The following is a 21624-nucleotide window of genomic DNA, read 5'->3' as shown; positions in this document are numbered from 1 at the left end:
AAGATGCCATCCGAGAAGATTCACGTCCGGACCACCGTCAACGGTGAGGCTACAGATTTCCTCTGTGAGGCCAACCAGAGCCTGCTTGAGGTGCTCCGGGACGTTCTGTACATGACCGGCACCAAGGAGGGCTGCAACGACGGCAACTGCGGCGCCTGCACCGTCAACCTCGACGGCCGTATCGTGGACTCCTGCCTCGTCCTCGGCGTTGAGGCCGACGGCGCCACCGTCGAGACCATCGAGGGCGTCGCCTCGCCCGAGGGCCTGCACCCCATTCAGCAAGCCTTCCTGGAGAACGCCGCGCTGCAGTGCGGCATCTGCACGCCGGGCTTCATCGTCGCCTCCAAGGCGCTCCTCGAGCGTGAGCCGAACCCGTCCGAGTACCGCATTCGCCACTGGCTTGCCGGCAACCTCTGCCGATGCACGGGCTACGACAAGATCGTCAGGGCCGTCGTGGACGCGGCGGAGCAAATGGGAGGAAAGAGCTAATGACGACGGTAGAAGAGCGCAACTACAAGGTCATCGGCACGCGGCCCATCCGCCACGACGGCGCCGACAAGGTCACCGGCCGCGCCATCTACGGCATTGACTTCCATCTGACGGGCGAGCTCTGGGGCAAGATCCTCCGCAGCCCCCACGCCCACGCAAACATCGTCCGCATCGACACCAGCAAGGCCGAGGCCCTCCCCGGCGTCCGCGCCGTCATCACCGGCGCAGACCTGCCTGTGGCCGCCGACATGGAGTTGGATGACGGCGAGACCTCCATCAACACCATGCACCTCTCCAACAATGTCATGGCCCACAAGAAGGCCCTCTACCGCGGCCATGCAGTAGCCGCCGTCGCCGCAGACAACCAGCACATCGCCGAGGACGCCCTCGCCCTCATCGAGGTGGAGTACGAGGTCCTCCCCCCCGTGCTTGTCGGCCGCGATGCGATGAAGCCCGATGCCCCGCTGCTTCACCCGGAGCAGACCACCAAGACCATGGCCTACCGCTTCGACCCCGGCACCGACACCGGCACCAAGAGCAACGTCGCGGGCCGCACCGAGATGCGCCTCGGCGACGTCGAGGCAGGCTTCAAGAAGGCCGACGTCATCGTCGAGCGTGAGTTCACCACCAACTGGGTGCACCAGGGCTACATCGAGGCCCAGAACGCCACCGTGCTCTGGAACAACGACGACAGCATCCAGGTCTGGAACAGCAGCCAGGGCACCTTCAACCAGCGTCAGCTCATGGCCGAGATCCTGAAGCACCCCGTCTCCAAGATCCGCATCACCCCCCAGGAGATCGGCGGCGGCTTCGGCGGCAAGATCCCCGTCTACCTCGAGGTCCCCGCCGCCGTCCTGTCGAAGCGCTCGGGCCGCCCGGTCAAGATGATGATGAGCCGCTCCGAGGTCTTCGAGGGCACCGGCCCCGCCTCCTGCTCGCTGATGGTCTGCAAGATGCGCGCCACCAGAGACGGGAAGATCACCGCCGCCTACGCAGAGCTCGTCTTCGAGGCCGGCGCATTCCCCGGCTCCGCCGTCGGCGCCGGCGCGCAGGGCATGTTCACCACCTACAACATCGAGAACGTCCTCATTGACGCCTACGATGTCGTCGTCAACAAGCCCAAGTCCGCGGCCTACCGCTCGCCCGGCACCCCGCAGACCTGCTACGCCGCCGAGAGCGTCGTGGACGAGCTTGCGAAGAAGCTGGGCATCGACCCGCTCGAGTTCCGCATCAAGAACGCCGCCAGGGAAGGCGACCGCCGCGCAGACGGCGTCCAGCACCCCGTCATGGGCAACATCGAGTGCATGGAAGCCCTCAAGGCGACCGACCACTACAAGTCCGGCCTCGGCGGCCCCAACCGCGGCCGCGGCGTCGCCTCCGGCTATTGGGGCAACGCCGGCATGCCCGCGAGCTGCGCCGTCAGCATCAACCCCGACGGCACCGTCAGCCTCGCCGAGGGCTCGCCCGACATCGGCGGCTCCCGCGTCTCCCTCGCCATGATGACTGCCGAGTCCTTCGGCATCCCTGCCGAGGACGTCATTCCCAGCATCAAGGACACGGACTCCATCGGCTACAACGGCCTCACCGCCGGCAGCAGCACCACGCTCCGAAACGGCGTCGCCATCGCGCAGGTCGCCAAGCAGGCCGTCGACCTGATGCGCGCCCGCGCCGCCCGGCTCTGGGAGACCGACGTCGACAACGTCGATTTCGCCGACGGCGTCTTCTTCTCCAAGGCCGAGAGTGAGCTCAAGCTGACGTTCAAGGAGCTTGCCGGCAAGCTCATGGAGACCGGCGGCCCCATCTCGACCGCCGCCTCCGTCGCCCCGCGCGGCGCTGGCCCGTCCTTCAGCACCCACATGGTCGACGTCGAGGTCGACCCGGAGACCGGCAAGGTGGACATCCTCAAGTACACGGCCGCCCAGGACGTCGGCGTCGCCATCCACCCATCCTACGTCGAGGGCCAGGTGCAGGGCGGAGCCGCCCAGGGCGTCGGCTGGGCGCTCAACGAGGAGTACTTCTACGACGGTGACGGCCGCATGGTGAACTCCAGCTACCTCGACTACCGCATGCCCACCAGCCTCGACCTGCCGGACATCGACGCCATCCTCGTGCAGGTCCCCAACCCCGACCACCCCTTCGGCGTCCGCGGCGTCGCCGAGATCAGCATCGTCCCGCCCCTCGGCGCGCTGGCCAACGCCATCGAGGCCGCCGTGGGCGTCCGCATGCAGGAACTGCCCATGGCGCCCCACAAGATCGTCAAGGCTCTCTGGGACAAGGAATCGGAGAGCAACGGAGCAGGCTAGTCAGTGGCAACAGTATGGATACCCAGTCCGTACCGTGACCTCGCGGGCGGCGCGCAGACTGTCGTCGTCCCCGGGGCCACGGTGCGGCAGGGGACCCGCAACCTCGACGCTGCCCACCCCGGCTTCTGGGAGCGCCTCGTCGACGACGAACGCGACCGCATCCGAGCGGGTGTAACCGTCGTCATCAACGGCATCTCCGTCGGCTACGCCCTCCACGAGCCCGTCGGCGAGGACGACGAGGTCCACTACCTCCCCTCCATCGCGGGCGGCGTGCTATAGTTGCCTAAGGGAGGCAATCATGGCGAAAAAAGACATCTTCGACGAAGCAATAGAAGCCTTCGGCGGCATTGAGCAGATGTTCCGGGACGGCGACGACTTCGACCGTCGGCATATGCTTTTGTACAGCCGGATCATTGAGCTGATCAAGGAACGGCCCAACCAGTGGGTTGCCTTGGCGGAAGGTGATGTGTGGGTGTTTGCGGATAGCCATGCGGAATTGTTGCGCTGCATGGATCAGCAGGGGCTGCGCCGGAACAACGCTGTCTACGAGCACTTGGATCCTGACCCGCCGATTCTCATCCTGGCCGCTGGGTCTCTGTAGTGCTGACGGGAGGCATTCACCCGGTAACCGGTGAGTTGCGCCTCCAAGGCATTCTGAGCATTCCCGAATTTTCCGTCCAGGGCCGTGTAAGGTTTGTAGTGGACACCGGCGCAGACTCTACCTGTGTCCTGCATAGGGACTTGACCAACCTCAAAGCCGACTTGAGTTCGCTGTCCTCATCGCCTCGTGTAGCCACAAGGGGATTCGGAGGAAGTCAGCAGGCCTACTAGGTTGAGGGGATCCTGGCTTTTGTGGACGGCCCGACCTACTATGTTTACCGTTTGGGACTACTCATCCCCGACCCATCCAACACGCAAGGCCTCCCCTCCGTCCTTGGCCGGGACATCCTGCAGCGGTGGCGCATGGTCTACGACCATCAGGAAGGCGAGATCTCCTTCACCGTGAGGCAGGCGGACAGAACGGCGGCGCGGCCCGGCGGCTAACCTACCGCACAGGCATCCAGTAGCTGACCGGCGTGTCCAGCGGCAGGATCGGGTTCGGCTCGTCCAGGTAGATGTTGCGCCACCCCGGCAGCCGCTCGTGCATGCAGTACCCCGCGAACGCCGCTACCACCGCGTCCGGCGAGCCCTCGTTGATCTCCTGGTCGCGCTTCGTCTCCGCGTCGAGCAGCCATAGCAGCGCCTTGGGGTTCACCTCGGTGATGGGTATCTGGTAGTGCTGCCAGATGTCGGCCGCCAGCAGGTGCCCCTGCACCAGCCGCTCGCCGCTCGCGTCGCCGATCTCCGGCGCCGCCCCTGCCGGGTCGGGGTGCCCGCTCGACGCCAGCGCGTCGCGAACGATGCCGTCGACGCGCCGCGTGCCCGTGGGCGCCCAGAACAGCGGCGCCGCGATGCCTATGCCGAGGATGTTCGCCTGGTCGTGGATGTAGTTGATGACCTTGCCCATGACCTCGGCCACGTGGTGGCCGGCGCCGCCCCGTGCGGGGAGCACGATGTCGCCGAAGACCTCGCAGATGCTCCACCCAAAGCCGTCAGGCCCGCCGGGGTCGAACCCCAGCACGTAGTACTTTTCGTCAAGCGGGAACATGCGGCCCTACGGCCCCCCGCTCCAGCCGAGACCCTGGATCAGCCCGCGGACGTACATCGCCTGCCCCGCGTGCTGCGTGTTGTCGCTGATGATGCTCGCCAGCCGCACGCCGATGGTCGGCAGCGGCGTGTACTGCGGCTCGTTGATCTCCTTCTCCAGGTCCTCCGCCGACAGCGACCCGAGGACCTCCTTGGAGCGCTCGTAGACCGCGTCGTAGTAGCCCTGCAGCGTCTCGGCGTCGGCGCGGATGGACTCCACCTGCTCGATGGTGTGGCGCGTGCCCGTGTTGCTGATGTCCGCGGCCTGCCCGAACTTGGCGTGCCAACCGTCCGCCGTCCAGAGCTGCTCCTTGCCCAGCAGGTCGGACATGTGGTGGTCCTGCACCCGGGTCAGGTGCCAGATGAGCCAGCAGATGGGGTTCGCGTCCGCCGTCGGCCGGTAGTAAAGGTGCTCATCCGGGAGATCGTTCAGCACCCGCCGGATGGCGTTCTGAATCCTGCCCAGGGAATCGCTGACGAGTTCAGTGGCTTCCATGTATCGCCTCCGTTGCCGATGGTCTGTGCCCCGCGGCCCTCAGGCCGCAAGTTGGGCCTGGCGCTCGCGGTTTGGGAAAGCATCGGGATTGTAGGGGCCTCTCAGAAGGGCTGTCAAACGGGCATTTCGCCCCGGGCCTGCCAAAGAGTCACCCATGACACAGACCCTTTGCCCGTAACCATGAACTGCCTATACCCTTTCCTCATGTTTGACGGACTCGTGCTCCCCCAACAGTGTATCTCCACTTCATCGCTTCCGCCGGAAGTGCTGCTGAAGAAAATTACTCGCGTTGTAGCTGAAATGTGCCGAGTTAGCTACAAGGCGAGCACGGTTGTTTTGGGCCGCATCCACTCCTGGCTGCACGAGACCGCGCCGTCAAGATCCGCATCGACTGCCGCCATTGCTGCGGCCCCCAAAGTCGGGAGGATGCTGCCCCCAAAAAACCTTTTCAATGGGCTTGTAGCTGAAATGCGACACATTCCCTTCAAAACGAAGCAGGAACAACCTCCTCTCCCCTATCTGCCGCCGCCAGGACGAATCCATTCCAATGCCCCCATCTCGACGCGTCCTCCGAGCGAGTCCACTTGCGCCCTCCCCGTAGAGCGGGTACGGTTCCGGGAGCAGCGCAAGGAGGAGAGCAATGCCGCAGAAGGAGATCATCGCGCCAGAGGCCCTGGGGCGCGGAAACCCCAGCCTGTCCCCCGCCACCCGGTTCGGCAACATGGTGTACGTGTCCGGGCAGACCGGGCGCAACCCTGCGACGGGAGAGGTCGGCGCCGACGTCCGGGAGCAGACCCGCAACGTGCTGGAGCGCATCAAGATCTGCCTCGAGGAGGCGGGCACGTCGCTCGACAACGTGCTCACCGCGACGTGCTGGCTCAAGGACGCCGGCGATTTCGCCGCCTTCAACGAGGTCTACAACGAGTATTTCACCCAGGACAAGCCCGCCCGCGCAACGGTGCAGTCCACGCTGATGGGCGCCGACCTGGTGGTGGAGATCATGGTCACCGCCTGCATTCCCGACTAGCTGAAGGACCGCAATTGGCGAGAGGCAAGAATGAGCGTCCACGAACATCTGCATGACGGCGAGCGCATAGAGTTGCAGCACCCGCCGTTCTACCTGACCAACCATCGGCTGCTGCGCAACGACGATGCGGACGGCGTCTTCCGCGAGATCTCGCGCATCGGCATGACGGCGGTGGAGCGTGTCCACGTGACCGACCACCGCATCATGGTGATCGGCGTGGTCTTGGTGGTGAGCGGCGCGATTCTGACGCTGACCTGGGCGCCCTTCACCGCGTGGCTTGCCATAATCGCTGGGCTGGCCGCGCTGGTGATGGGGGCGAAGGGCAAACTCGTGGGGCATCAGGTCGTCTCGCCGCGCATTCCTGAGTCGGAGCAGACGCTGTGGCGGCTTCCCAACTGGGGCGCCGACAACTTTGTCAGCAAGCTCCGCATTATCGCCAACGAGAACAGCGGAGTGGGCCGGGAATGGTGAGGGCGGGCGACGGCCTGCGTTGCTCTGATACGGATACTCACTATTCCCAGTGTGGGCTTGCGGCGGCAGTTACGCCGATGTACTTTCATGGGGCACAGGGAATACACCAAAGGTGGGCCTGTGCCCACTGCGGAGGACAACATGATCAGAAGCACAGACCGCATTCGCGTTATGCACGCAGGCACCCTGCCCAGGCCGCAGGAGCTCTTCAACATGACCTTCTCCAAGATGATAGGCCAACCTGTGGACGAGGCTGCTCTGACCAGCCTGGTCAGGGACGTCATCCGCGAGAACGTGGGCCTGCAGATCGAGACCGGCATCGACAGCATCAACGACGGCGAGGTGCACAAGTTCAGCTTCACCCACTACATCGGAGAGCGCCTGGGCGGAATAGAGCAACGAAAGCCTGCGGATGGCCCTGCGCCTCCAGGTGTCAATGGGCGCGACGAAATCGATTTCCCTGGTTACTTCGATGGCAAGCCCGGTTTCACCGGGGCCGGTTCCAACCCCTCGGTCTTCGTGGTTGGGCCGCTCACGTACACGGGTCAGGCCGCCATTCAGACGGACATCGACAACTTCAATGCGGCGCTAGAGGGCTACTCGCCGGAGGAGACCTTCCTGCCGGCGGTTACTCCCGGCACCGTCGAGCACTGGCTCGCCAACGAGTACTACCCCACGGACGAGGCCTACCTCTACGCCCTCGCCGACGTCCTGCATGAGGAGTACAAGGCCATCGTCGACGCGGGCTTCCTGCTCCAGATCGACGATCCCGACCTGCCCGACGCCTGGCAGATGTTCCCGGACATGACCGTCCCGGAATACAAGAAGTTCGCCGAGTTGCGGATAGACGCGCTGAACCACGCCATCGGCGACATCCCGGAGGAGAAAGTCCGCTTCCACACCTGCTGGGGCAGCTACAAGGGGCCCCACAAGCACGACATCCCCTTGGTGGACATCGTTGACCTCATCCTGAAGGTGAAGGCAGTCGGCTACTCCATCGAGGCCTCCAACCCCGCGCACGAGCACGAGTGGACGGTGTGGCGCGACGTGAAGCTGCCCGACGGCAAGGTGCTCATCCCCGGCGTCATCGGCCACGCCTGTGACTTCATCGAGCACCCGCAGCTCGTGGCGCAGCGGCTGCTGCGCTACGCCGACGTCGTGGGCAAGGAGAACATCATGGCCGGCACGGACTGCGGCATCGGCGCCCGCGTGGGCCATGCCAAGGTGTGCTGGGAGAAGTTCAAGGCAATGTCTGAGGGCGCCCGCATCGCAAGCGCGGAGCTCTGGGGCTAGGACCGGGCCACTGCAGGGCAGCCAGGCATTTCCAGCCGCGTAGACGCTGGATTTGCGCCATAGAGGAGGAGCCATGATCCGTAGCACAGACCACATCCGAACGATGCACGCCGGTACCCTGCCAAGGCCGCGCGAGCTCCTTGACATGGTCGTGGCCAAGAGCCGCGGAGAACCGGTGAACGAGCCGGCGATGACCGATACGATCCGCTCTGTCATCGCGGAGAACGTGGGTCTGCAGATTGAGACGGGCATCGACAGCGTCAACGACGGTGAGGTGAGCAAGGTCACGTTCACCAGCTACATCGGCGAGCGCATGGGCGGCATTGAGCGGCGCACGCCGAAGGACGGCCCGGCGCCTCCCGGCATAAACGGTCGGGACATGCAGGAGTTCTCGGGCTACTTCGCACAGCGAGGGGGCTTCACAGGCGCTGGCTCCAACCCATCCTTCTTCGTCGTCGGGCCCATCACCTACACGGGACAGGCGGGAATTCAGGCGGACATTGACAATTTCAACGCCGGGCTGCAGGGCCACACGCCGGAGGAAGCCTTTCTGCCCGCCGTCACACCCGGGACCGTCGAGCACTGGCTCGCCAACGAGTACTACCCCTCGGACGAGGCATTCCTCTTCGCGCTTGCCGACGCGCTGCATGAGGAGTACAAAGCCATCGTCGACGCCGGCTTCCTGCTGCAGATCGACGACCCGGACCTGCCCGACGGCTGGCAAATGAACCCCGGCATGAGCGTCGAGGAATACAGGAAGTTCGCCAACCTCCGCATTGAGGCCTTGAACCACGCCATCGGCGACATCCCTGAGGAGAAGGTCCGCTTTCACACGTGCTGGGGGAGCTACAAGGGGCCGCACATGTACGACATTCCGCTGGCCGACATCGCGGACCTGATCCTGAAAGTGAAGTCCGTCGGCTACTCCATCGAGGCCTCCAACCCCGCGCACGAGCACGAGTGGGCGGTATGGCGCGACATCAAGCTGCCCGACGGCAAGGTTCTCATCCCCGGCGTCATCGGCCATGCCAGCGACTTCATCGAGCACCCGCAGCTCGTAGCCCAGCGGCTGCTGCGCTACGCGGACGTCGTCGGCAAGGAGAGCCTCATGGCCGGCACGGACTGCGGCATCGGTTCGCGGGTCGGCCACGCAAAGGTGTGCTGGGAGAAGTTCAGGGCAATGTCAGAGGGCGCCCGCATCGCAAGCGCAGAGCTTTGGGGCTAGTAGTCCGCGTCCGAGCATGGACAAAAAGGAAGCGCCCCTCGTGCGAGGGGCGCTTCCTGTGGTGGCCTGTTGGTAGCGGGGGGAGGATTCGAACCTCCGACCTTTGGGTTATGAGCCCAACGAGCTGCCGCTGCTCCACCCCGCGACGGTAGCCCTCAGTGGTGAGGGGTCAACATGTACTATACACCCTCCTGACCCCAACCGTCCACTGACGCGGCGCCCTTGCGCGTACGTCGGCGGGCCGCGTATCCTCCGCGCCATGAGCCTGCCCCCGCCCGACGACGCGCGCACCGCAGCCTTCGTCTACCACGACCGGCTGACGCGCCACGTCCTCAGCGAGACCCACGTCTTCCGCCCCTACCGCCTCCGCCACACCTACGAGCTCCTGGAGGCGCTCGGAGCGTTCACGCTGGCCAATGCGTCGCTCATGGAGCCGCGGCAGGCCCGCGTCGAGGAGGTGCACACCTACCACTCGCCCGCGTATGTGGAGGCTGTGGCGGCCCTAAGCCGCGGAGAGCGGCTGGAGGAGGCGGCCCTCTTCAACTTCGCCGCGGGCGGCATGGGAGACAACCCCGTCTACCAGGGCATGTACGACGCCGCCCTCTGGACGACGGGGGCGTCGCTCACGGCGGCGGAGGAACTCCTGAGCGGCCGGTGCTCGGCGGCAGTGAACTTCTCCGGCGGCCTGCACCACGCCATGCCCGGCCACGCGTCAGGCTTCTGCATCTTCGACGACCCGGTCATCGCCATCAGGCACATGGTCGCGGCGGGGGCGCGCGTCGCCTACGTGGACATAGACTGTCACCACGGCGACGGCGTCCAGGTGGGCTTCTTCGACACAGACCAGGTGCTCACCATCTCCTTCCACGAGTCCGGCGAGTTCCTCTTCCCGGGCACCGGCTTCACCAACGAGATAGGCACAGGGGCGGGCCGCGGCTACGCCGTGAACGTCCCCCTCTTCCCCTACACGAACGATGAGACCTACCTGTGGGCCTTCCGTGAGGTGGTGCCCCCAATGGTGCAAGCCTTCAAGCCGGACGTCCTGGTTACCCAGCTCGGCATAGACACGCACGTCCTGGACCCCATCACCCACCTCCGCCTGACGGTGCAGGGGTACACGCAGGTGGTCCGGGAACTGGCCGGGCTATCACCCGGGCGCTGGCTTGCGCTCGGGGGTGGAGGCTACGACATCGGCGCAGTAATGCGCGCCTGGACCCGCGCCTACGGCGTCATGCTCGGCCAAGAGTGGCCGGACACAGCCCCGCCCGCCTTTGCGCATACCCACGGCGTAGATCGCCTCGACGACCCGGAGCAGGCGCAACTGCCGCCGGAGGTGTCGGCGCGGGTGCAGGACTACGCAAGAGCAAGCGTCGAGGATCTGCGGCGGGAGGGGTTTCCACTGCAAGGGTTGTCGGCGGGGGCGTGAGGGGGCTTAGCCTTGTCCTATGTGAAGGCACGGTTGGCGTCGATGCTGAACCGTGCAGCCTTGAGTTCTCCTATGAGCTGTTGTTGCCAAGCGTTTGAGTCGTCAAAGTCTATGTATACGACACCGTAGTAATCTGTTGGTATCTCAACGTCACCTTGGACCAAGGCACACACTCTGTTTCTCCCTAATCGCCCCATGAAGTAGCCCAACTCAAGTATTACGTTTTGCCTGCTGCGAGCCTTCTGCACCCCGCCTTTCAGCCCCCCTTCGTCGTCGGGCGTCAAGAGCGCTATGGCGAAGTCGGTGTCGGCATTGCCTTCAAGCTTTTCAATCAAAGTCCGACCCTGGTTGGGCTGCTCCATCATAATGACTACCTTTATTTGCAGCTTCTCCAAGAACCGCGCCACGGTGTCTCTGGTACCGTGATTGCGGCCGTGAATGAGGAAGACTTTCCGTCCCATGGAGAGTTCAGTTGTCTTGGCGACTTACTGAGAGTTGGTTTCTTGAATGTCTTCCGGCCAGAAGTTTTCAATTTCACTGATCATTGATTGGAGTATGGAAGCTGATGCTTCCAGTCTCTTTATGTGCCGATCCTGGTAAAAGGAGTCGCTTTCGGAGTAATTTTCCCCTAGCCAGATTCTTGTAAACTCCCGAACATGAGATTGGGATCCTTCAAACACGTTCTGAATAGTGACACGGGTGTTCCTACGCCATGGATCAACTTCAGGCGTATTGTGCTTTACGTCTTTCAATCCTGGTATGGCGTCAAGAGATATTTGCAGTAGCTCTATGGCTCTTTGCTTTGTTGGCCCGGCCATTCTGTTACCTCCAACGTATAAGACCTACTGTACAGGACCCCACCTCTATTGCCCCTGAACACCAAGCACCCCCGCGCGTACGGGGACACCGCTTTGCCACTGACGGGCGCCAAGCGCGGAAGACAAGCACCCCCGCGACCGGGTCTGCTCCTGTGTGGTCATGCCTCTCTCCCCAAGCACCCCCGCGCGTACGGGGACACCGGCGCGGCGCCCTGCCTTCTCCGTGTAGGTCGTCAAGCACCCCCGCGCGTACGGGGACACCTCGTCCGACTACCGCGACCTGACCTGCTACTACCAAGCACCCCCGCGCGTACGGGGACACCGTCTTGATGTTCTGGGGGAAGGGGGTGCGGGTCCAAGCACCCCCGCGCGTACGGGGACACCGTCAGCATCCGCATATGCCGCCACATGTACTCCCAAGCACCCCCGCGCGTACGGGGACACCAGATGAAGGAATTGGAGTGGATGGAGGCTGCTCCAAGCACCCCCGCGCGTACGGGGACACCCCTAACGCGAAAGGCGCCCTAACGCGCGGTTATGGTTCCCGCTTCACTGTCCCAGCTTACTCGAGCAGCCGTAGCTGACCTTGAGCAGAGGCCATGGACTCCACGGGCGTTCGCGGCCCGAAGTCCGCCGGTTCGGGAGTGCTTCCCCCTACCGTTTCTCTGTAGATGTTAACGGCGGCGTTCTCGTCCCGGTCGTGGACGACGCCGCAGAAGGGGCAAGCCCAATGCTCGCGGGCCTGCAGCCCGTCGTGCTTGTACCCGCAGTCGCTGCACGTCCTGGAGGAGGGGAAGAAGCGCCCCACCTGGCGGCGCTCCCCGCCGCGCCAGTGCGCCTTGTAGTCAATCTGGCGCAGCAACTCCCCCATGCCGGCGTCGGCCACACTTCTATTCAAACCCGACTTTGCCTTGACGTTTTTGCCTGGATTCTCCACCGTTCCCTTAGCCGAACGCATCATGCCCTTGACATTGAGGTCCTCCGTCCCGACGACGGCGTAGTCCCGCGTCAAGGCGTTGGAGACGTTGTGCCCGTGCCAACGGCGGATGTCCGCCACCCGCTTGTGGAGCCGGGCGATGCGGCTGTTGGCCTTCCGAAGGCGGCGGGTGACCTCCAGCACCCGCCGCTTGCTGTCGCGCACCCCGCGGCGGGCGGCCCTCCGCTGCCAGCGGCGCAACCGGCGCAGCGCGCCATCCAGGGCCTTGGGGTTCTCCCACTGCTGGAAGGATTCCCCGTCGTACGCCACGGCCAGCTTGCGGGAACCCAGGTCCACGCCCACCGCGCCCGCTTGGTTCTCGTGGACGGGCGGGGTGTAGTCCGGGTCCTCAAACAGGATGGAGGCATACCACTTGCCGGCTTGCTCAAAGACGGTGACGCGCCTGACCTGGCTCGCCGGCCAGCGCAGTTGGGAGCGGCAGCGCACCCACCCCAACTTCGCCAGCCGGATGCCGCGATGGCGGAAGTTGGCGGGCTTGCAGGAGTCCTGTCCCACAAAAACCCGGCGGGCGGTGCGCTTGCTCTTGAAATTGGGCGGTCCTTGCCGGGTCTTGGGATTCCACCAGTTGGCGAACGCTCTGGGCAGCGACTCATAGATCACCCACTTGGGCACATCCGACGAGACCTCGTACAGCCAGGGACGCTCATCTTTACAAGCCTGCTTGTGGGCGCACCAGGCTTTCCAGGTGTTGACTCGGTTTGGCCTGGGCGCTCCCTCCTCCTTGTGGAGTTTGTATTGCTCGTTCCACCAGTCCAGTGCCCAGTTGAAGGCAAGGCGGGCAATACCGGAGGCGCGGGCAAAGTAGACGCGCTGCTCCTCGGTCGGCTGCAATTGGATGATCTGGGCCTTCTGCTGCTTCATTCACGCTCTACGGATAGCACATTCATTCTATGATGTAGGATAAAGGCTCCTCGCAGTATGGGCAAGCAGCTATCCAGGCGATTTCTCGGGTTTTGCGGCTACTCCGTCCTCTGCGTTCCTGCCCAGACGGCAACATGCCAAGTAGCCCGTTCGCCCTTCGATTTCCCTCAGGGTGAACAGGCCTTGTGCTTCGACAAGCTCAGCACGAACGGCCGGGGCAGGCCCAGCGCGGGTGGGGGACGGGGCCTCCATCCTAAACCTCCCCTACTATGGGGGAGAAACCTTGTGGCCTAGACCTCGCGGAACTCGCCTTCCACGGTGTCGTCGGGGGTGGCGTCCGGGGCGTCTGCGCCGTCGGCGGGAGCGCCAGCCTGCTGGTACACCGCGGAGCCGACGCGTTGGAGCGTCGCGCTGAGCTCGTCGACCATGGCGCGGAGCTTGGCGGGCTCCTCGGTCTGGGCGGCTTGCTGCAGGGCGTCGGCCTGGGCGCGGACCTCGGCTTTGAGGTCTTCCGGGACCTGCTCGCCCTGCTCGTTGAGCATCTTGTGGGCGCTGTAGGCGAGCTGGCTGGCGGTGTTGCGCAGGTCGGCTTCCTCGCGCTTGCGGACATCGTCCTCGGCGTTCTGCTCGGCCTCGCTCATCATGCGCTGGATCTCGTCATCGGAGAGACCGGAGCTCTCCTTGATGACGATCTTCTGCTCGCGGTTGGTGGCCTGGTCCTTGGCGGACACGCTCAGGATGCCGTTGACGTCGAGGTCAAAGGTGACCTCGATCTTTGGGATGCCGCGTGGGGCGGGCAGGATCCCGTCGAGCATGAAACGGCCGATGGAGCGGTTGTCGGCGGCCATGGGCCGTTCGCCCTGCAGCACGTGGACCTCCACACTGCCCTGGTTGTCAGACGCTGTGGTAAACACCTCGGACTTGGAGGTGGGGATGGTGGTGTTGCGCTGGATGAGCGCGTGCCGCACGCCGCCCTCAGTCTCGATGCCCATGGTCAGCGGGGTGACGTCGAGCAGCAGGATGTCCTGCACCTCGCCCTTGAGCACGGCGGCCTGAAGCGCGGCGCCGACGGCGACAGCCTCGTCCGGGTTGACGGAGCGGTTGGGCTCCTTGCCGAACAGGGTCTTCACCCTCTCGATGACGGCGGGCATGCGGGTCATGCCGCCGACGACGATGACTTCGTCGATGTTGGCGGAACTCACGCTGGCGTCGGTCATGGCCTGGCGGCAGGGAGCGTCCACCTTGTTGAGGAGCTCTTCCGTCAACTGCTCGAGCTGCGCGCGAGTCATGGTGCGCACCAAGTGCTTGGGGCCGGCAGAGTCGGCGGAGATGAAGGGCAGGTTGATCTCCGTCTGCGTAACGGAGGAAAGCTCGACCTTTGCCTTCTCGGCGGCTTCCTTGAGACGCTGGAGGGCCATGCGGTCGGCGCCGAGGTCAATGCCGGTCTCCTGCTTGAAGTCACGGACTAGCCAGTCGACGCTCTTCTGGTCAAAGTCGTCGCCGCCGAGGTGCGTGTTGCCGTTGGTGGAGAGCACCTCGTTGACGCCCTCGCCAATGCGGAGGATGGAGATGTCGAAGGTGCCACCGCCGAGGTCGAAGACCGCGACGGTGGCCTCAGCGTGCTTGTCCATGCCGTAGGACAGCGCGGCGGCCGTCGGCTCGTTGATGATGCGCAGGACCTCCAGACCGGCGATCTTGCCGGCGTCGGTCGTGGCCTGACGTTGGGAGTTGTTGAAGTATGCCGGGACGGTGATGACCGCCTCCGTAATCTTCTCGCCGAGCTTGGTCTCGGCGTCCAGCTTGATCTTCTGCAGCACTTGGGACGCAATCTCCGTGGGAGAGTAAGCCTTGTCGCCCATGACAACGTGGGCGTCACCATTGCCGCCTCGCTGGATCTGGTAGGGCAGGAGCTTGACGTCGTCCTGCACCACAGGATCGTTCATGGTGCGGCCGATGAGACGCTTCGCCGAGTAGACGGTGTGCTCCGGGTTGACCACACTCTGCCGTTTGGCTGCGAGACCAACATAGCGCTCTCCAGTCTTGGGGTTGACGGCGACGACGGAGGGCGTCAGGCGCGAGCCCTCGGCGTTCTCCAGGATGATGGGCTGCCCCGCCTCCACATAAGCGGCCACCGAGTTGGTGGTGCCCAAGTCTATGCCGAGTACCTTTGGCATGTGTTACGCCTCCTTGTGCTGGTTTGGATCATTTGGATTCTTGGTGTCTTCACTGTTGCCCTGGCCGGCCTGCACGATCACCTGCGCAGGGCGGAGCACCTTGCCGTTCATTCTGTAGCCCTGACGCGTCACTTCCAGGACCTCGCCTTCCCGGCGGCCGACGACGTCGAACTGACCGACGACTTCGTGCTCGAAGGGATTGAAGACGGCGTCCTCGGCCTCTATACGCTGGAGCCCCTCGGCGGCGAGAATGCCCTGGAGCTTTCGCTCGATCAGCCGGAACCCCTCGAGCCAGCCGGTTTCGGACTGCGGTGCATCATTGGCTGCGTGGGCGAGAGCACGTTCCACGTCATCAAGGACGGGCAGGACACGGAGGATGAGCTGGGCTCCCGCGTTGCCCACAATCTCCTGTCGCTCCTCCTCGGCGCGTTTGCGATAGTTCATGAGGTCCGCCTGCGCCCGCTGGGCAAGGGCCCTGAACTGCGCCTTCTCTCGGTCTGCCTCATCCAGGAGCGCTTGAAGCCGCTCCTCCTCGGTTGCCTCCGGCGCGGGCGGGAGAACACCTTCGACAGGTGGATCCTCGCCGTCGTGGGCGCCGTAACTGCGGTCTGGCATCGGTCCCCCTTTGGCAGTGACTAGGTTTGTACTTGGCCGCTGGCGCCCTGGTCGCGCTCCACGTAGTGGAGCATCTCCAAGACGGACTGCACATGGCTCTCGAGCGCGACAGCTGCCCCGGTCTCTCGCTGGCCCTCAAGCGCACGCTGCATTTCCTGCAAGCGCGCTACCATCTCCAGCGCCATCTCCACACCGGCAAGATTCATGCCGCGCTCCTCCACCAGATACTTGATCATCCGCAATCGGTTGAGATCATGGTCCGAGTAATAGCGCACCATACCCTCGCTGCGAGACGGATGGACGAGGCCCAGCCTCTCGTACTTGCGAAGGGTCTGTGGATGCATGCGCAGGATGCGCGCTGTAACGCTGATAACGTAAACGCCGAGGGTCTCCACCGGTTGCTCTTGCGCTGGCGCACCAGCCGGCACGGGCAGTTGTGATGCCTGCCGAGCCTCCACATCGCGGCCCGATGTTGCCGGCGGGAAGACTATTTCCGTGCTGAGCTGAATACGGCGCGTACGGCGCTCCATCGGCGTCTCCTTGCATTTCGAATCATAATGCTTGATACGCACCGTGTCAAGTGTTATTATGCTGTCGGGAGCAAAGAGGCGTCAGAACAAAATCGCTACGAAAACATGCATCCTTCCGGGCGGATGGAACGTTATACATGTACAGAGCGTTAAACAAAGGCATAGAGCACTAGACGCTCTGGGAAAGGGGAGGTCAACATGATCTACTTCAAGGCCTGTCCTAAGTGCAGGGGTGACATTCAGCTACAGAACGATGGCACCGGCGATGCCCTCCACTGCTTGCAGTGCGGGTTCGAGCGCGCCGTTGCTCCTCATCTGCTTGCGAAAGCCCGAGAGATGCGGCGAGCAAAGGCTGCCTGACGTTTCGGCTGGATAGGCCGCAAGGCCCCCTGTAGGACGAATCTAGGAGGCCCCGGTCACCGGGGCCTCCTTCTCTATTGGTGGTGTTAATCAGGCGCAGAGTCCGGGAACCGGAATTCTGGCAGTGAGTCCCAGTTTACCGACGAACTCGCGGTTGCCGCCAGAGCACTGTGGCAGACTTGGACCTGCGCGAGTATTGCGTCGGTGTCGAGGCCGGCGAAGGTTGGCGTGAATGGTTCGAGGTAGAGAGCGGCTTGAGCAAGCTGTCGACCGGCGGGCAGCGGGTTTCGGCGCTCCATGTGCAGCAGGCCCACAGCCACCTTGATCAATGCGTAATGAAAGAGGCGGAGCGGGTACGGGGCATCACGCCAAAGGTCCTCCAGCGACTCGTGGGCCTCCCAGAAGCGTCGCGCGCGCAGAAGCTCGAGGCTGGGGCGCAGTGCGAGGGAGAGATCGCGGTGGTCGACATCGGGTGGGCCGTCGCGCTGAAGGCGTTCGAGCCAGAGGACATCCTGTTCGGGGCGAGTAAGCGTCACGACGCTACCAGCTGAAGCGCTGCTCCTTCCACGGATCACCCTCCATGTGGTAGCCGCGCTGTTCCCAGAAGCCGGGCTTGTCGCGCTCCATGAACTCCATGCCGTTGACCCATTTGGGACTCTTCCACGCGTAGCGTTTGGGCACTACGAGGCGCAGCGGACCGCCGTGATCGGGGGGGAGCGGCGCATCGTCGTGCCTGTAGGCGAAGAGAACGTCATCGTCCGTGAGTACGTCGAGAGCGACGTTGGCCGTGTATCCGCCGTAGCAGTGGAACATGACATAGCCGGCGTTGGGCAGCGGCTTGATGCGCTTCATGACCTCATGGATGGAGATGCCCTCCCATGTGTTGTCGAGACGGCTCCAAGTTGTGACGCAGTGGAAGTCTGCGGTTAGGGTCGTGGGCGGCATGGCGGTGAAGTCGTCCCACGTCCATTCAAGCTTCTCTTCGACCAGACCGAAGACACGGAAGCGCCACTTGGCCATGTCAATCCTGGGCGTGCCGCCGAAGGTCAGCACGGGGAACTTATCGGTCAAGTACTGGCCAGCGGGGGTGCGAAGATTGGCGTCTTCCGGCATGGCGCGGTCAACCTCCGAGGCGGTAGATTCGGCCTCATAGCCGCCCGAGAGCATGGTGGTGAACCATTTCAGCATGGCTGTGCCTTTCTAGCGGCCCTTTAGTTCATCGTAGCGGGGTGGTTGGGTCGTGTCAAAGTTGCGGGGCGCTATATGCCCCGATGAATCAGCTATTTCCAGGGAGGGTAGAGTCAGGTTTAATCATTAAACGTCGCCAGTGAGGAGGTTCATGACCAACCCGGTTGGGAGCTTAGGGAGGAAATAGGTGGTCTTCGGCGGCAGGCGCTGGCCCTCGCGGACGAGGGACTCGAAAACGGTCATGTCCAGGGGTGGGACGAGGAAGGCTGCCTGGCAGTCGCCGCGCTCTATCTGCGCAAGTAGAACGTCGAGCTCCGGGATGAAGTCGACCTGAGCCTGATCGCCGCTGCTGCCGCCAAGAACTGGGTCCAACACAGCGCTATGCAGCAGCCATGCCTCGCACTGGTACATCTCAGGGGTTGGGGCGTGGGGGATTGAACCGGCGGCGAGGTTGCCACGTAGGGAGAGGACTGAGAGACGACCCTCCTCGGGCTCGATGAGGCCGAGGGCAGGTTTGCCACCGCGGGTGCGCCAGGTGGAATCGAGGAAATCACCCATGCGCTCCGGATTCATGCCACCCAGCGGGCGGGACTCGACGGTGAAGAGACCGTAGACCTGCTCCTGCAGCGCGGAGAGTTTGTCCCGAGACAGACCGGAAAGAGCCCGGTGGAAGGAGTGGAGCTGCATGCCCGGGTCGTCAAACTCGACGAGGCACATAAGCACGAATTCGGATGCCTGCGTGTCAAGACGTACACGCTCACGGCTGCGGACGTTGTCGCGATAGGCGAGAGCGGTCTCGTAACGGTGATGGCCGTCGGCAATGTAGATGGGAGACGACTTGAGGAGGCCACGCAGCTGCCCGACGGCATTGTCGTCGTCGATGAGCCAGAGCTTGTAGTTGATGGCGCCGGGGGCACCGGCGGTAACATCGGCCTCGCGGTTGGCGATGGCTTCCCAGAGGAGCGTCTGGACGCCGCCGGGGTCCCGGTACATTGCCATGATGGGGCTGAAGTTGGCGCCGCAGGCCTCCATCATGGCCAGCCGATCTTCCTTGGGTCCCCGGCGGGTGTACTCGTGCGGCAGGACGATGGCGCGCTCGTACTCCTCGATGTGGACGGCCGCGAAAACGCCGACGCGCTGCCGCGGACCGGACTCGGTGGCGTACTCCTCCTGCATGACGTAGTACGCGGGCCGGCGGTCCTGCCCCAGGACGCCCTCGTCGAGCCACGCCCGCAACTGGGCGGCGGATTGGGCATAGATGTCGGCGCCGTCAGATTCGGGCTTGGGAGACTCGAGCCGCACGACGTTGTGCCCACCGCGGGCAAGAAGCGCTTCCCGGCGCTCGGCATTGATCTCGTCAAAGGGCGGGCACAGGACGTTGCCGAGGGCGCCGGAGCGATCGGGATTGAAGCGCACTCCGCGGAATGGACGCACGTCTGCCAAAGGAGAGCCTCCGGTTGGTGTTGGTGACAGTATAGTCAAAGCGTGCCGTTGGCTCAAAGGGGTGGTCGACTGGCACAGCTTGACGCTCCGGGGGGAGATGGTAGCCTAGGTTGGCGGAGCGCGCACCTGGCGCTCCGCTTACGACCGGTTAGGAGATTGAGCGTGGCCTCACCGGAAGCCCTCATTCGCGCGCAGGCCTTGCGGGCCGAGCTTGCGCAGCACAACTATCGCTACTACGTCCTTGACGATCCCTTCGTCAGCGACGCCGCCTACGACGCGCTGATGCGCGAGCTGCGCGAGCTGGAAGCTGAGTATCCTGACCTCGTCACGCCGGACTCTCCGACGCAGCGCGTTGGGGCACCACCCGCGCATGGCTTTGCCGAGGTGATACACCGGGGGCAGATGTTCAGCCTCTCCAACGCATTTGACGACGACGAGTACATGGCGTGGGTGCAGCGAACACGCCGGCTGCTGGGCGGGGACGACTTCGCCGTTACTTGCGAGCTCAAGATCGACGGGCTCGCGGTGTCGCTGACTTATCGCAACGGCGTGCTTGAGCGCGGCGCGACCCGGGGCGACGGGCAGCGAGGCGAGGACGTGACCGCGAATGTCCGCACCATCCGCAGCATTCCGCTTCAGCTCTTAGGCTCGCCGCCGGAGCTGCTGGAGGTGCGCGGTGAGATCTACATGGGGCGCGATGGCTTCCGGCGCATGAACGAGGCCCGCGCCGCCGAGGGGCTACCCCTGTACGCAAACCCTCGAAACAGCGCGGCGGGCAGTGTGCGGCAGCTCGACCCCAACGTGACTGCGACCCGGCCGCTGAACATTTGGGTATACGCCCTTGGCTACGCCGAAGGCGGCGCCGCGCCGGAAACGCAGTGGGAGTTGCTGCAGTGGCTCAGCTCCATGGGCATCCGCACCAATCCGAACAACCGTTACTACGAGACGCCGGAAAGGGCGCTCGACTACTACAGGGAGTGGCTGGAAGGGCGTGAGGACCTGGACTACGACACCGACGGCGCCGTCGTGAAGGTGAACAGCCGGGCGAACTGGGAGACACTGGGCGTGGTTGGGCGCGAGCCTCGGTGGGCGATCGCGTTCAAATGGCCGTCGCAGCAGGAGACGACGCGGGTGCTGGAGATCAATGTCAACGTGGGGCGCACGGGGCGTATCAATCCATTCGCCGTGTTGGAACCGGTCTTCGTGGGTGGCGTGACGGTGCAGCACGCGACGCTGCACAACGCCGACTACATCAGTGAGAAGGATATCCGCGTGGGCGACACGGTGGTCGTCGAGCGGGCCGGCGAGGTGATCCCGCAGGTGGTGCGGAGCCTGCCGAAGCAACGGCCGCCCGGTGCGGCACCATTCGCGATGCCGGAGCAATGCCCGGCGTGCGGCAGCCGGGTGCTTCGCGCGGAGGGCGAGGCGGCGCATTACTGCACCAGCGCCTCGTGCCCGGCGCAACTGGCGGAGCACATCTTCCACTTCGTGTCCAAGGGCGCTATGGACATCGACGGCATGGGGCCGAAGATCGCGACGTCGCTGCTGGACTCCGGGCTGATCACGGACGTGGCGGACATCTACTCGCTGAAGATGGAAGACCTAGTGCAGCTTGAGCGCATGGGTGAGCTGCTGGCGGCCAAGCTGCTTCGGAACATTGAGGAGAGCAAGGACCGGCCCCTGCACCGGCTGCTCGTCGCCCTTGGCATCATGCTGGTGGGCAGCGAGGTAGCAGAGCTGCTGGCTTCGGCGTTTGGCGACATGGAGCGACTGCGGGCAGCGTCGGAGGAGGAGCTTACGGCGATTCCAGGCGTCGGGCCGAAGATTGCAGCGAGCGTGGCGGGATTCTTTGCGGACGAGGGCAACGCGCGGCTTGTTGAGAAGCTGCGTGGCGCAGGGCTGCGGATGGACGCGGACGAGGCTCCGCCTCCTCCCGAGGGGCTGCCGATGTCCGGCATGGTGTTCTGCTTTACGGGGACGCTCGCCGCCATGCCGCGCTCACAGGGAGAGGAGCTGGTGCGGTCCCTCGGCGCCTCCGCGTCGGGGTCGGTGACGAAGAAGACGACGCACCTCGTCGTGGGCGCAGAGCCGGGTGCGTCGAAGGTTACGCAGGCTTCGAAGTATGGTACGCAGGTGCTGAACGAGGAAGAGTTTCTGGCGCTATTGCCGGGATAAGGCGGCGCGACTGATATGACCCCTCGAAACATGGGCAGGAAACTCAA

At 64.2% G+C, this 21624-nt stretch carries 23 protein-coding genes, 1 tRNA gene and 1 CRISPR repeat array; of the genes, 13 read left to right on the top strand and 11 right to left on the bottom strand.

What is annotated here, in order from left to right:
- Positions 1-3: 3 nt before the first annotated feature.
- From OXC99_12470 to OXC99_12450, 5 genes are all read left to right on the top strand, one after another.
- On the top strand, positions 4-489 hold the full coding sequence (locus OXC99_12470; protein ID MCY4625795.1) for a (2Fe-2S)-binding protein: 486 nt from the start codon (positions 4-6) through the stop codon (positions 487-489).
- Positions 489-2792, top strand: coding sequence for a xanthine dehydrogenase family protein molybdopterin-binding subunit (locus OXC99_12465; protein ID MCY4625794.1), 2304 nt, complete (start codon positions 489-491; stop codon positions 2790-2792). Before OXC99_12470 ends, OXC99_12465 begins: the two co-directional genes overlap by 1 nt.
- Before the next feature lie 3 nt (positions 2793-2795).
- Positions 2796-3071 (top strand): MoaD/ThiS family protein, encoded by a 276-nt coding sequence (locus tag OXC99_12460; protein ID MCY4625793.1) that lies wholly within the window; start codon positions 2796-2798, stop codon positions 3069-3071.
- Positions 3072-3090: 19 nt separating this feature from the next.
- Positions 3091-3393, top strand: coding sequence for a hypothetical protein (locus OXC99_12455; protein ID MCY4625792.1), 303 nt, complete (start codon positions 3091-3093; stop codon positions 3391-3393).
- A gap of 251 nt (positions 3394-3644) precedes the next feature.
- Entirely contained in the window at positions 3645-3836 is a 192-nt protein-coding gene (locus OXC99_12450; GenBank protein ID MCY4625791.1) for a hypothetical protein, read from the top strand.
- Between the two features lies 1 nt (position 3837).
- On the opposite strand, the gene OXC99_12445 is transcribed toward OXC99_12450, so the two are convergent.
- Together OXC99_12445 and OXC99_12440 are read right to left on the bottom strand one after the other, a co-directional pair.
- On the bottom strand, positions 3838-4440 hold the full coding sequence (locus tag OXC99_12445; GenBank protein MCY4625790.1) for a hypothetical protein: 603 nt from the start codon (positions 4438-4440) through the stop codon (positions 3838-3840).
- 6 nt (positions 4441-4446) lie between these two features.
- A complete protein-coding gene (locus OXC99_12440) occupies positions 4447-4974 on the bottom strand; it encodes a DinB family protein (GenBank protein ID MCY4625789.1) in 528 nt (175 codons plus the stop codon).
- A gap of 640 nt (positions 4975-5614) precedes the next feature.
- On the opposite strand from OXC99_12440, the gene OXC99_12435 reads away from it, so the two are divergent.
- From OXC99_12435 to OXC99_12420, 4 genes are all read left to right on the top strand, one after another.
- Positions 5615-6001, top strand: coding sequence for a RidA family protein (locus OXC99_12435; protein ID MCY4625788.1), 387 nt, complete (start codon positions 5615-5617; stop codon positions 5999-6001).
- Positions 6002-6031: 30 nt separating this feature from the next.
- Positions 6032-6472, top strand: a complete 441-nt coding sequence (locus tag OXC99_12430) for a hypothetical protein (protein ID MCY4625787.1) — start codon at positions 6032-6034, stop codon at positions 6470-6472.
- Between the two features lie 141 nt (positions 6473-6613).
- A complete protein-coding gene (locus tag OXC99_12425; GenBank protein ID MCY4625786.1) occupies positions 6614-7765 on the top strand; it encodes a cobalamin-independent methionine synthase II family protein in 1152 nt (383 codons plus the stop codon).
- A gap of 73 nt (positions 7766-7838) precedes the next feature.
- Entirely contained in the window at positions 7839-8990 is a 1152-nt protein-coding gene (locus OXC99_12420) for a cobalamin-independent methionine synthase II family protein (GenBank protein MCY4625785.1), read from the top strand.
- 70 nt (positions 8991-9060) lie between these two features.
- Here OXC99_12420 and OXC99_12415 read toward each other — a convergent pair.
- Positions 9061-9135: transfer RNA gene (locus OXC99_12415), tRNA-Met, on the bottom strand.
- A gap of 114 nt (positions 9136-9249) precedes the next feature.
- On the opposite strand from OXC99_12415, the gene OXC99_12410 reads away from it, so the two are divergent.
- Positions 9250-10416, top strand: a complete 1167-nt coding sequence (locus OXC99_12410; protein MCY4625784.1) for an acetoin utilization protein AcuC — start codon at positions 9250-9252, stop codon at positions 10414-10416.
- 17 nt (positions 10417-10433) lie between these two features.
- Here OXC99_12410 and OXC99_12405 read toward each other — a convergent pair whose 3' ends face one another.
- The 6 genes from OXC99_12405 to OXC99_12380 form a co-directional block, all read right to left on the bottom strand.
- A complete protein-coding gene (locus OXC99_12405) occupies positions 10434-10877 on the bottom strand; it encodes a nucleotide-binding protein (protein MCY4625783.1) in 444 nt (147 codons plus the stop codon).
- Positions 10878-10901: 24 nt separating this feature from the next.
- The gene (locus tag OXC99_12400; GenBank protein MCY4625782.1) at positions 10902-11234 is read right to left on the bottom strand and encodes a hypothetical protein; all 333 of its coding nucleotides are present in this window, start codon (positions 11232-11234) and stop codon (positions 10902-10904) included.
- A gap of 172 nt (positions 11235-11406) precedes the next feature.
- A CRISPR array of direct repeats spans positions 11407-11740; the repeat unit is 29 nt; unit sequence CCAAGCACCCCCGCGCGTACGGGGACACC.
- A 56-nt stretch (positions 11741-11796) separates the two neighbouring features.
- Positions 11797-13092, bottom strand: coding sequence for a transposase (locus tag OXC99_12395; protein MCY4625781.1), 1296 nt, complete (start codon positions 13090-13092; stop codon positions 11797-11799).
- A gap of 290 nt (positions 13093-13382) precedes the next feature.
- Positions 13383-15266, bottom strand: a complete 1884-nt coding sequence (dnaK, locus tag OXC99_12390; GenBank protein MCY4625780.1) for a molecular chaperone DnaK — start codon at positions 15264-15266, stop codon at positions 13383-13385.
- Positions 15267-15269: 3 nt separating this feature from the next.
- Positions 15270-15881, bottom strand: coding sequence for a nucleotide exchange factor GrpE (locus OXC99_12385; protein ID MCY4625779.1), 612 nt, complete (start codon positions 15879-15881; stop codon positions 15270-15272).
- A gap of 20 nt (positions 15882-15901) precedes the next feature.
- Positions 15902-16411, bottom strand: coding sequence for a MerR family transcriptional regulator (locus tag OXC99_12380; GenBank protein MCY4625778.1), 510 nt, complete (start codon positions 16409-16411; stop codon positions 15902-15904).
- A 198-nt stretch (positions 16412-16609) separates the two neighbouring features.
- Between OXC99_12380 and OXC99_12375 the strand changes: the two genes are divergently transcribed.
- Positions 16610-16771 (top strand): hypothetical protein, encoded by a 162-nt coding sequence (locus OXC99_12375; protein ID MCY4625777.1) that lies wholly within the window; start codon positions 16610-16612, stop codon positions 16769-16771.
- A gap of 254 nt (positions 16772-17025) precedes the next feature.
- The gene (locus OXC99_12370; GenBank protein ID MCY4625776.1) at positions 17026-17322 is read left to right on the top strand and encodes a hypothetical protein; all 297 of its coding nucleotides are present in this window, start codon (positions 17026-17028) and stop codon (positions 17320-17322) included.
- Here the strand turns inward: OXC99_12370 and OXC99_12365 are convergent.
- Both OXC99_12365 and OXC99_12360 read right to left on the bottom strand, forming a co-directional pair.
- Positions 17312-17884: a sulfite oxidase-like oxidoreductase gene (locus tag OXC99_12365; GenBank protein MCY4625775.1), complete on the bottom strand. Its 573-nt coding sequence runs from the start codon at positions 17882-17884 to the stop codon at positions 17312-17314. The genes OXC99_12370 and OXC99_12365 overlap by 11 nt on opposite strands.
- Positions 17885-18085: 201 nt before the next feature.
- Positions 18086-19393 carry a DUF1015 domain-containing protein gene (locus OXC99_12360; protein ID MCY4625774.1) on the bottom strand — a complete coding sequence of 436 codons (1308 nt, stop codon included), beginning with the start codon at positions 19391-19393 and terminating at the stop codon, positions 18086-18088.
- A 171-nt stretch (positions 19394-19564) separates the two neighbouring features.
- Here OXC99_12360 and ligA point away from each other — a divergent pair, with 171 nt between their 5' ends.
- Positions 19565-21577, top strand: a complete 2013-nt coding sequence (ligA, locus tag OXC99_12355; GenBank protein ID MCY4625773.1) for an NAD-dependent DNA ligase LigA — start codon at positions 19565-19567, stop codon at positions 21575-21577.
- Positions 21578-21624: the final 47 nt, after the last annotated feature.

The sequence above is a fragment of the Chloroflexota bacterium genome (assembly GCA_026713825.1).
Classification (GTDB): Bacteria; Chloroflexota; Dehalococcoidia; order Lucifugimonadales; family UBA1127; genus UBA1127.
Note: the sequence above shows the minus strand (reverse complement) of the source record. Positions and strands in the feature narration are given on the sequence as shown.

Coding starts and splice junctions, on each gene's coding strand:
- OXC99_12430 (MCY4625787.1), top strand. CDS start 6,032: ATGAGCGTCCACGAACATCTGCATGACGGCGAGCGCATAGAGTTGCAG.
- OXC99_12440 (MCY4625789.1), bottom strand. CDS start 4,974: ATGGAAGCCACTGAACTCGTCAGCGATTCCCTGGGCAGGATTCAGAAC.
- OXC99_12425 (MCY4625786.1), top strand. CDS start 6,614: ATGATCAGAAGCACAGACCGCATTCGCGTTATGCACGCAGGCACCCTG.
- OXC99_12375 (MCY4625777.1), top strand. CDS start 16,610: ATGATCTACTTCAAGGCCTGTCCTAAGTGCAGGGGTGACATTCAGCTA.
- OXC99_12470 (MCY4625795.1), top strand. CDS start 4: ATGCCATCCGAGAAGATTCACGTCCGGACCACCGTCAACGGTGAGGCT.
- OXC99_12395 (MCY4625781.1), bottom strand. CDS start 13,092: ATGAAGCAGCAGAAGGCCCAGATCATCCAATTGCAGCCGACCGAGGAG.
- OXC99_12410 (MCY4625784.1), top strand. CDS start 9,250: ATGAGCCTGCCCCCGCCCGACGACGCGCGCACCGCAGCCTTCGTCTAC.
- OXC99_12385 (MCY4625779.1), bottom strand. CDS start 15,881: ATGCCAGACCGCAGTTACGGCGCCCACGACGGCGAGGATCCACCTGTC.
- OXC99_12445 (MCY4625790.1), bottom strand. CDS start 4,440: ATGTTCCCGCTTGACGAAAAGTACTACGTGCTGGGGTTCGACCCCGGC.
- dnaK (MCY4625780.1), bottom strand. CDS start 15,266: ATGCCAAAGGTACTCGGCATAGACTTGGGCACCACCAACTCGGTGGCC.
- OXC99_12400 (MCY4625782.1), bottom strand. CDS start 11,234: ATGGCCGGGCCAACAAAGCAAAGAGCCATAGAGCTACTGCAAATATCT.
- OXC99_12465 (MCY4625794.1), top strand. CDS start 489: ATGACGACGGTAGAAGAGCGCAACTACAAGGTCATCGGCACGCGGCCC.
- OXC99_12405 (MCY4625783.1), bottom strand. CDS start 10,877: ATGGGACGGAAAGTCTTCCTCATTCACGGCCGCAATCACGGTACCAGA.
- OXC99_12435 (MCY4625788.1), top strand. CDS start 5,615: ATGCCGCAGAAGGAGATCATCGCGCCAGAGGCCCTGGGGCGCGGAAAC.
- OXC99_12365 (MCY4625775.1), bottom strand. CDS start 17,884: ATGCCGGAAGACGCCAATCTTCGCACCCCCGCTGGCCAGTACTTGACC.
- OXC99_12420 (MCY4625785.1), top strand. CDS start 7,839: ATGATCCGTAGCACAGACCACATCCGAACGATGCACGCCGGTACCCTG.
- OXC99_12455 (MCY4625792.1), top strand. CDS start 3,091: ATGGCGAAAAAAGACATCTTCGACGAAGCAATAGAAGCCTTCGGCGGC.
- OXC99_12380 (MCY4625778.1), bottom strand. CDS start 16,411: ATGGAGCGCCGTACGCGCCGTATTCAGCTCAGCACGGAAATAGTCTTC.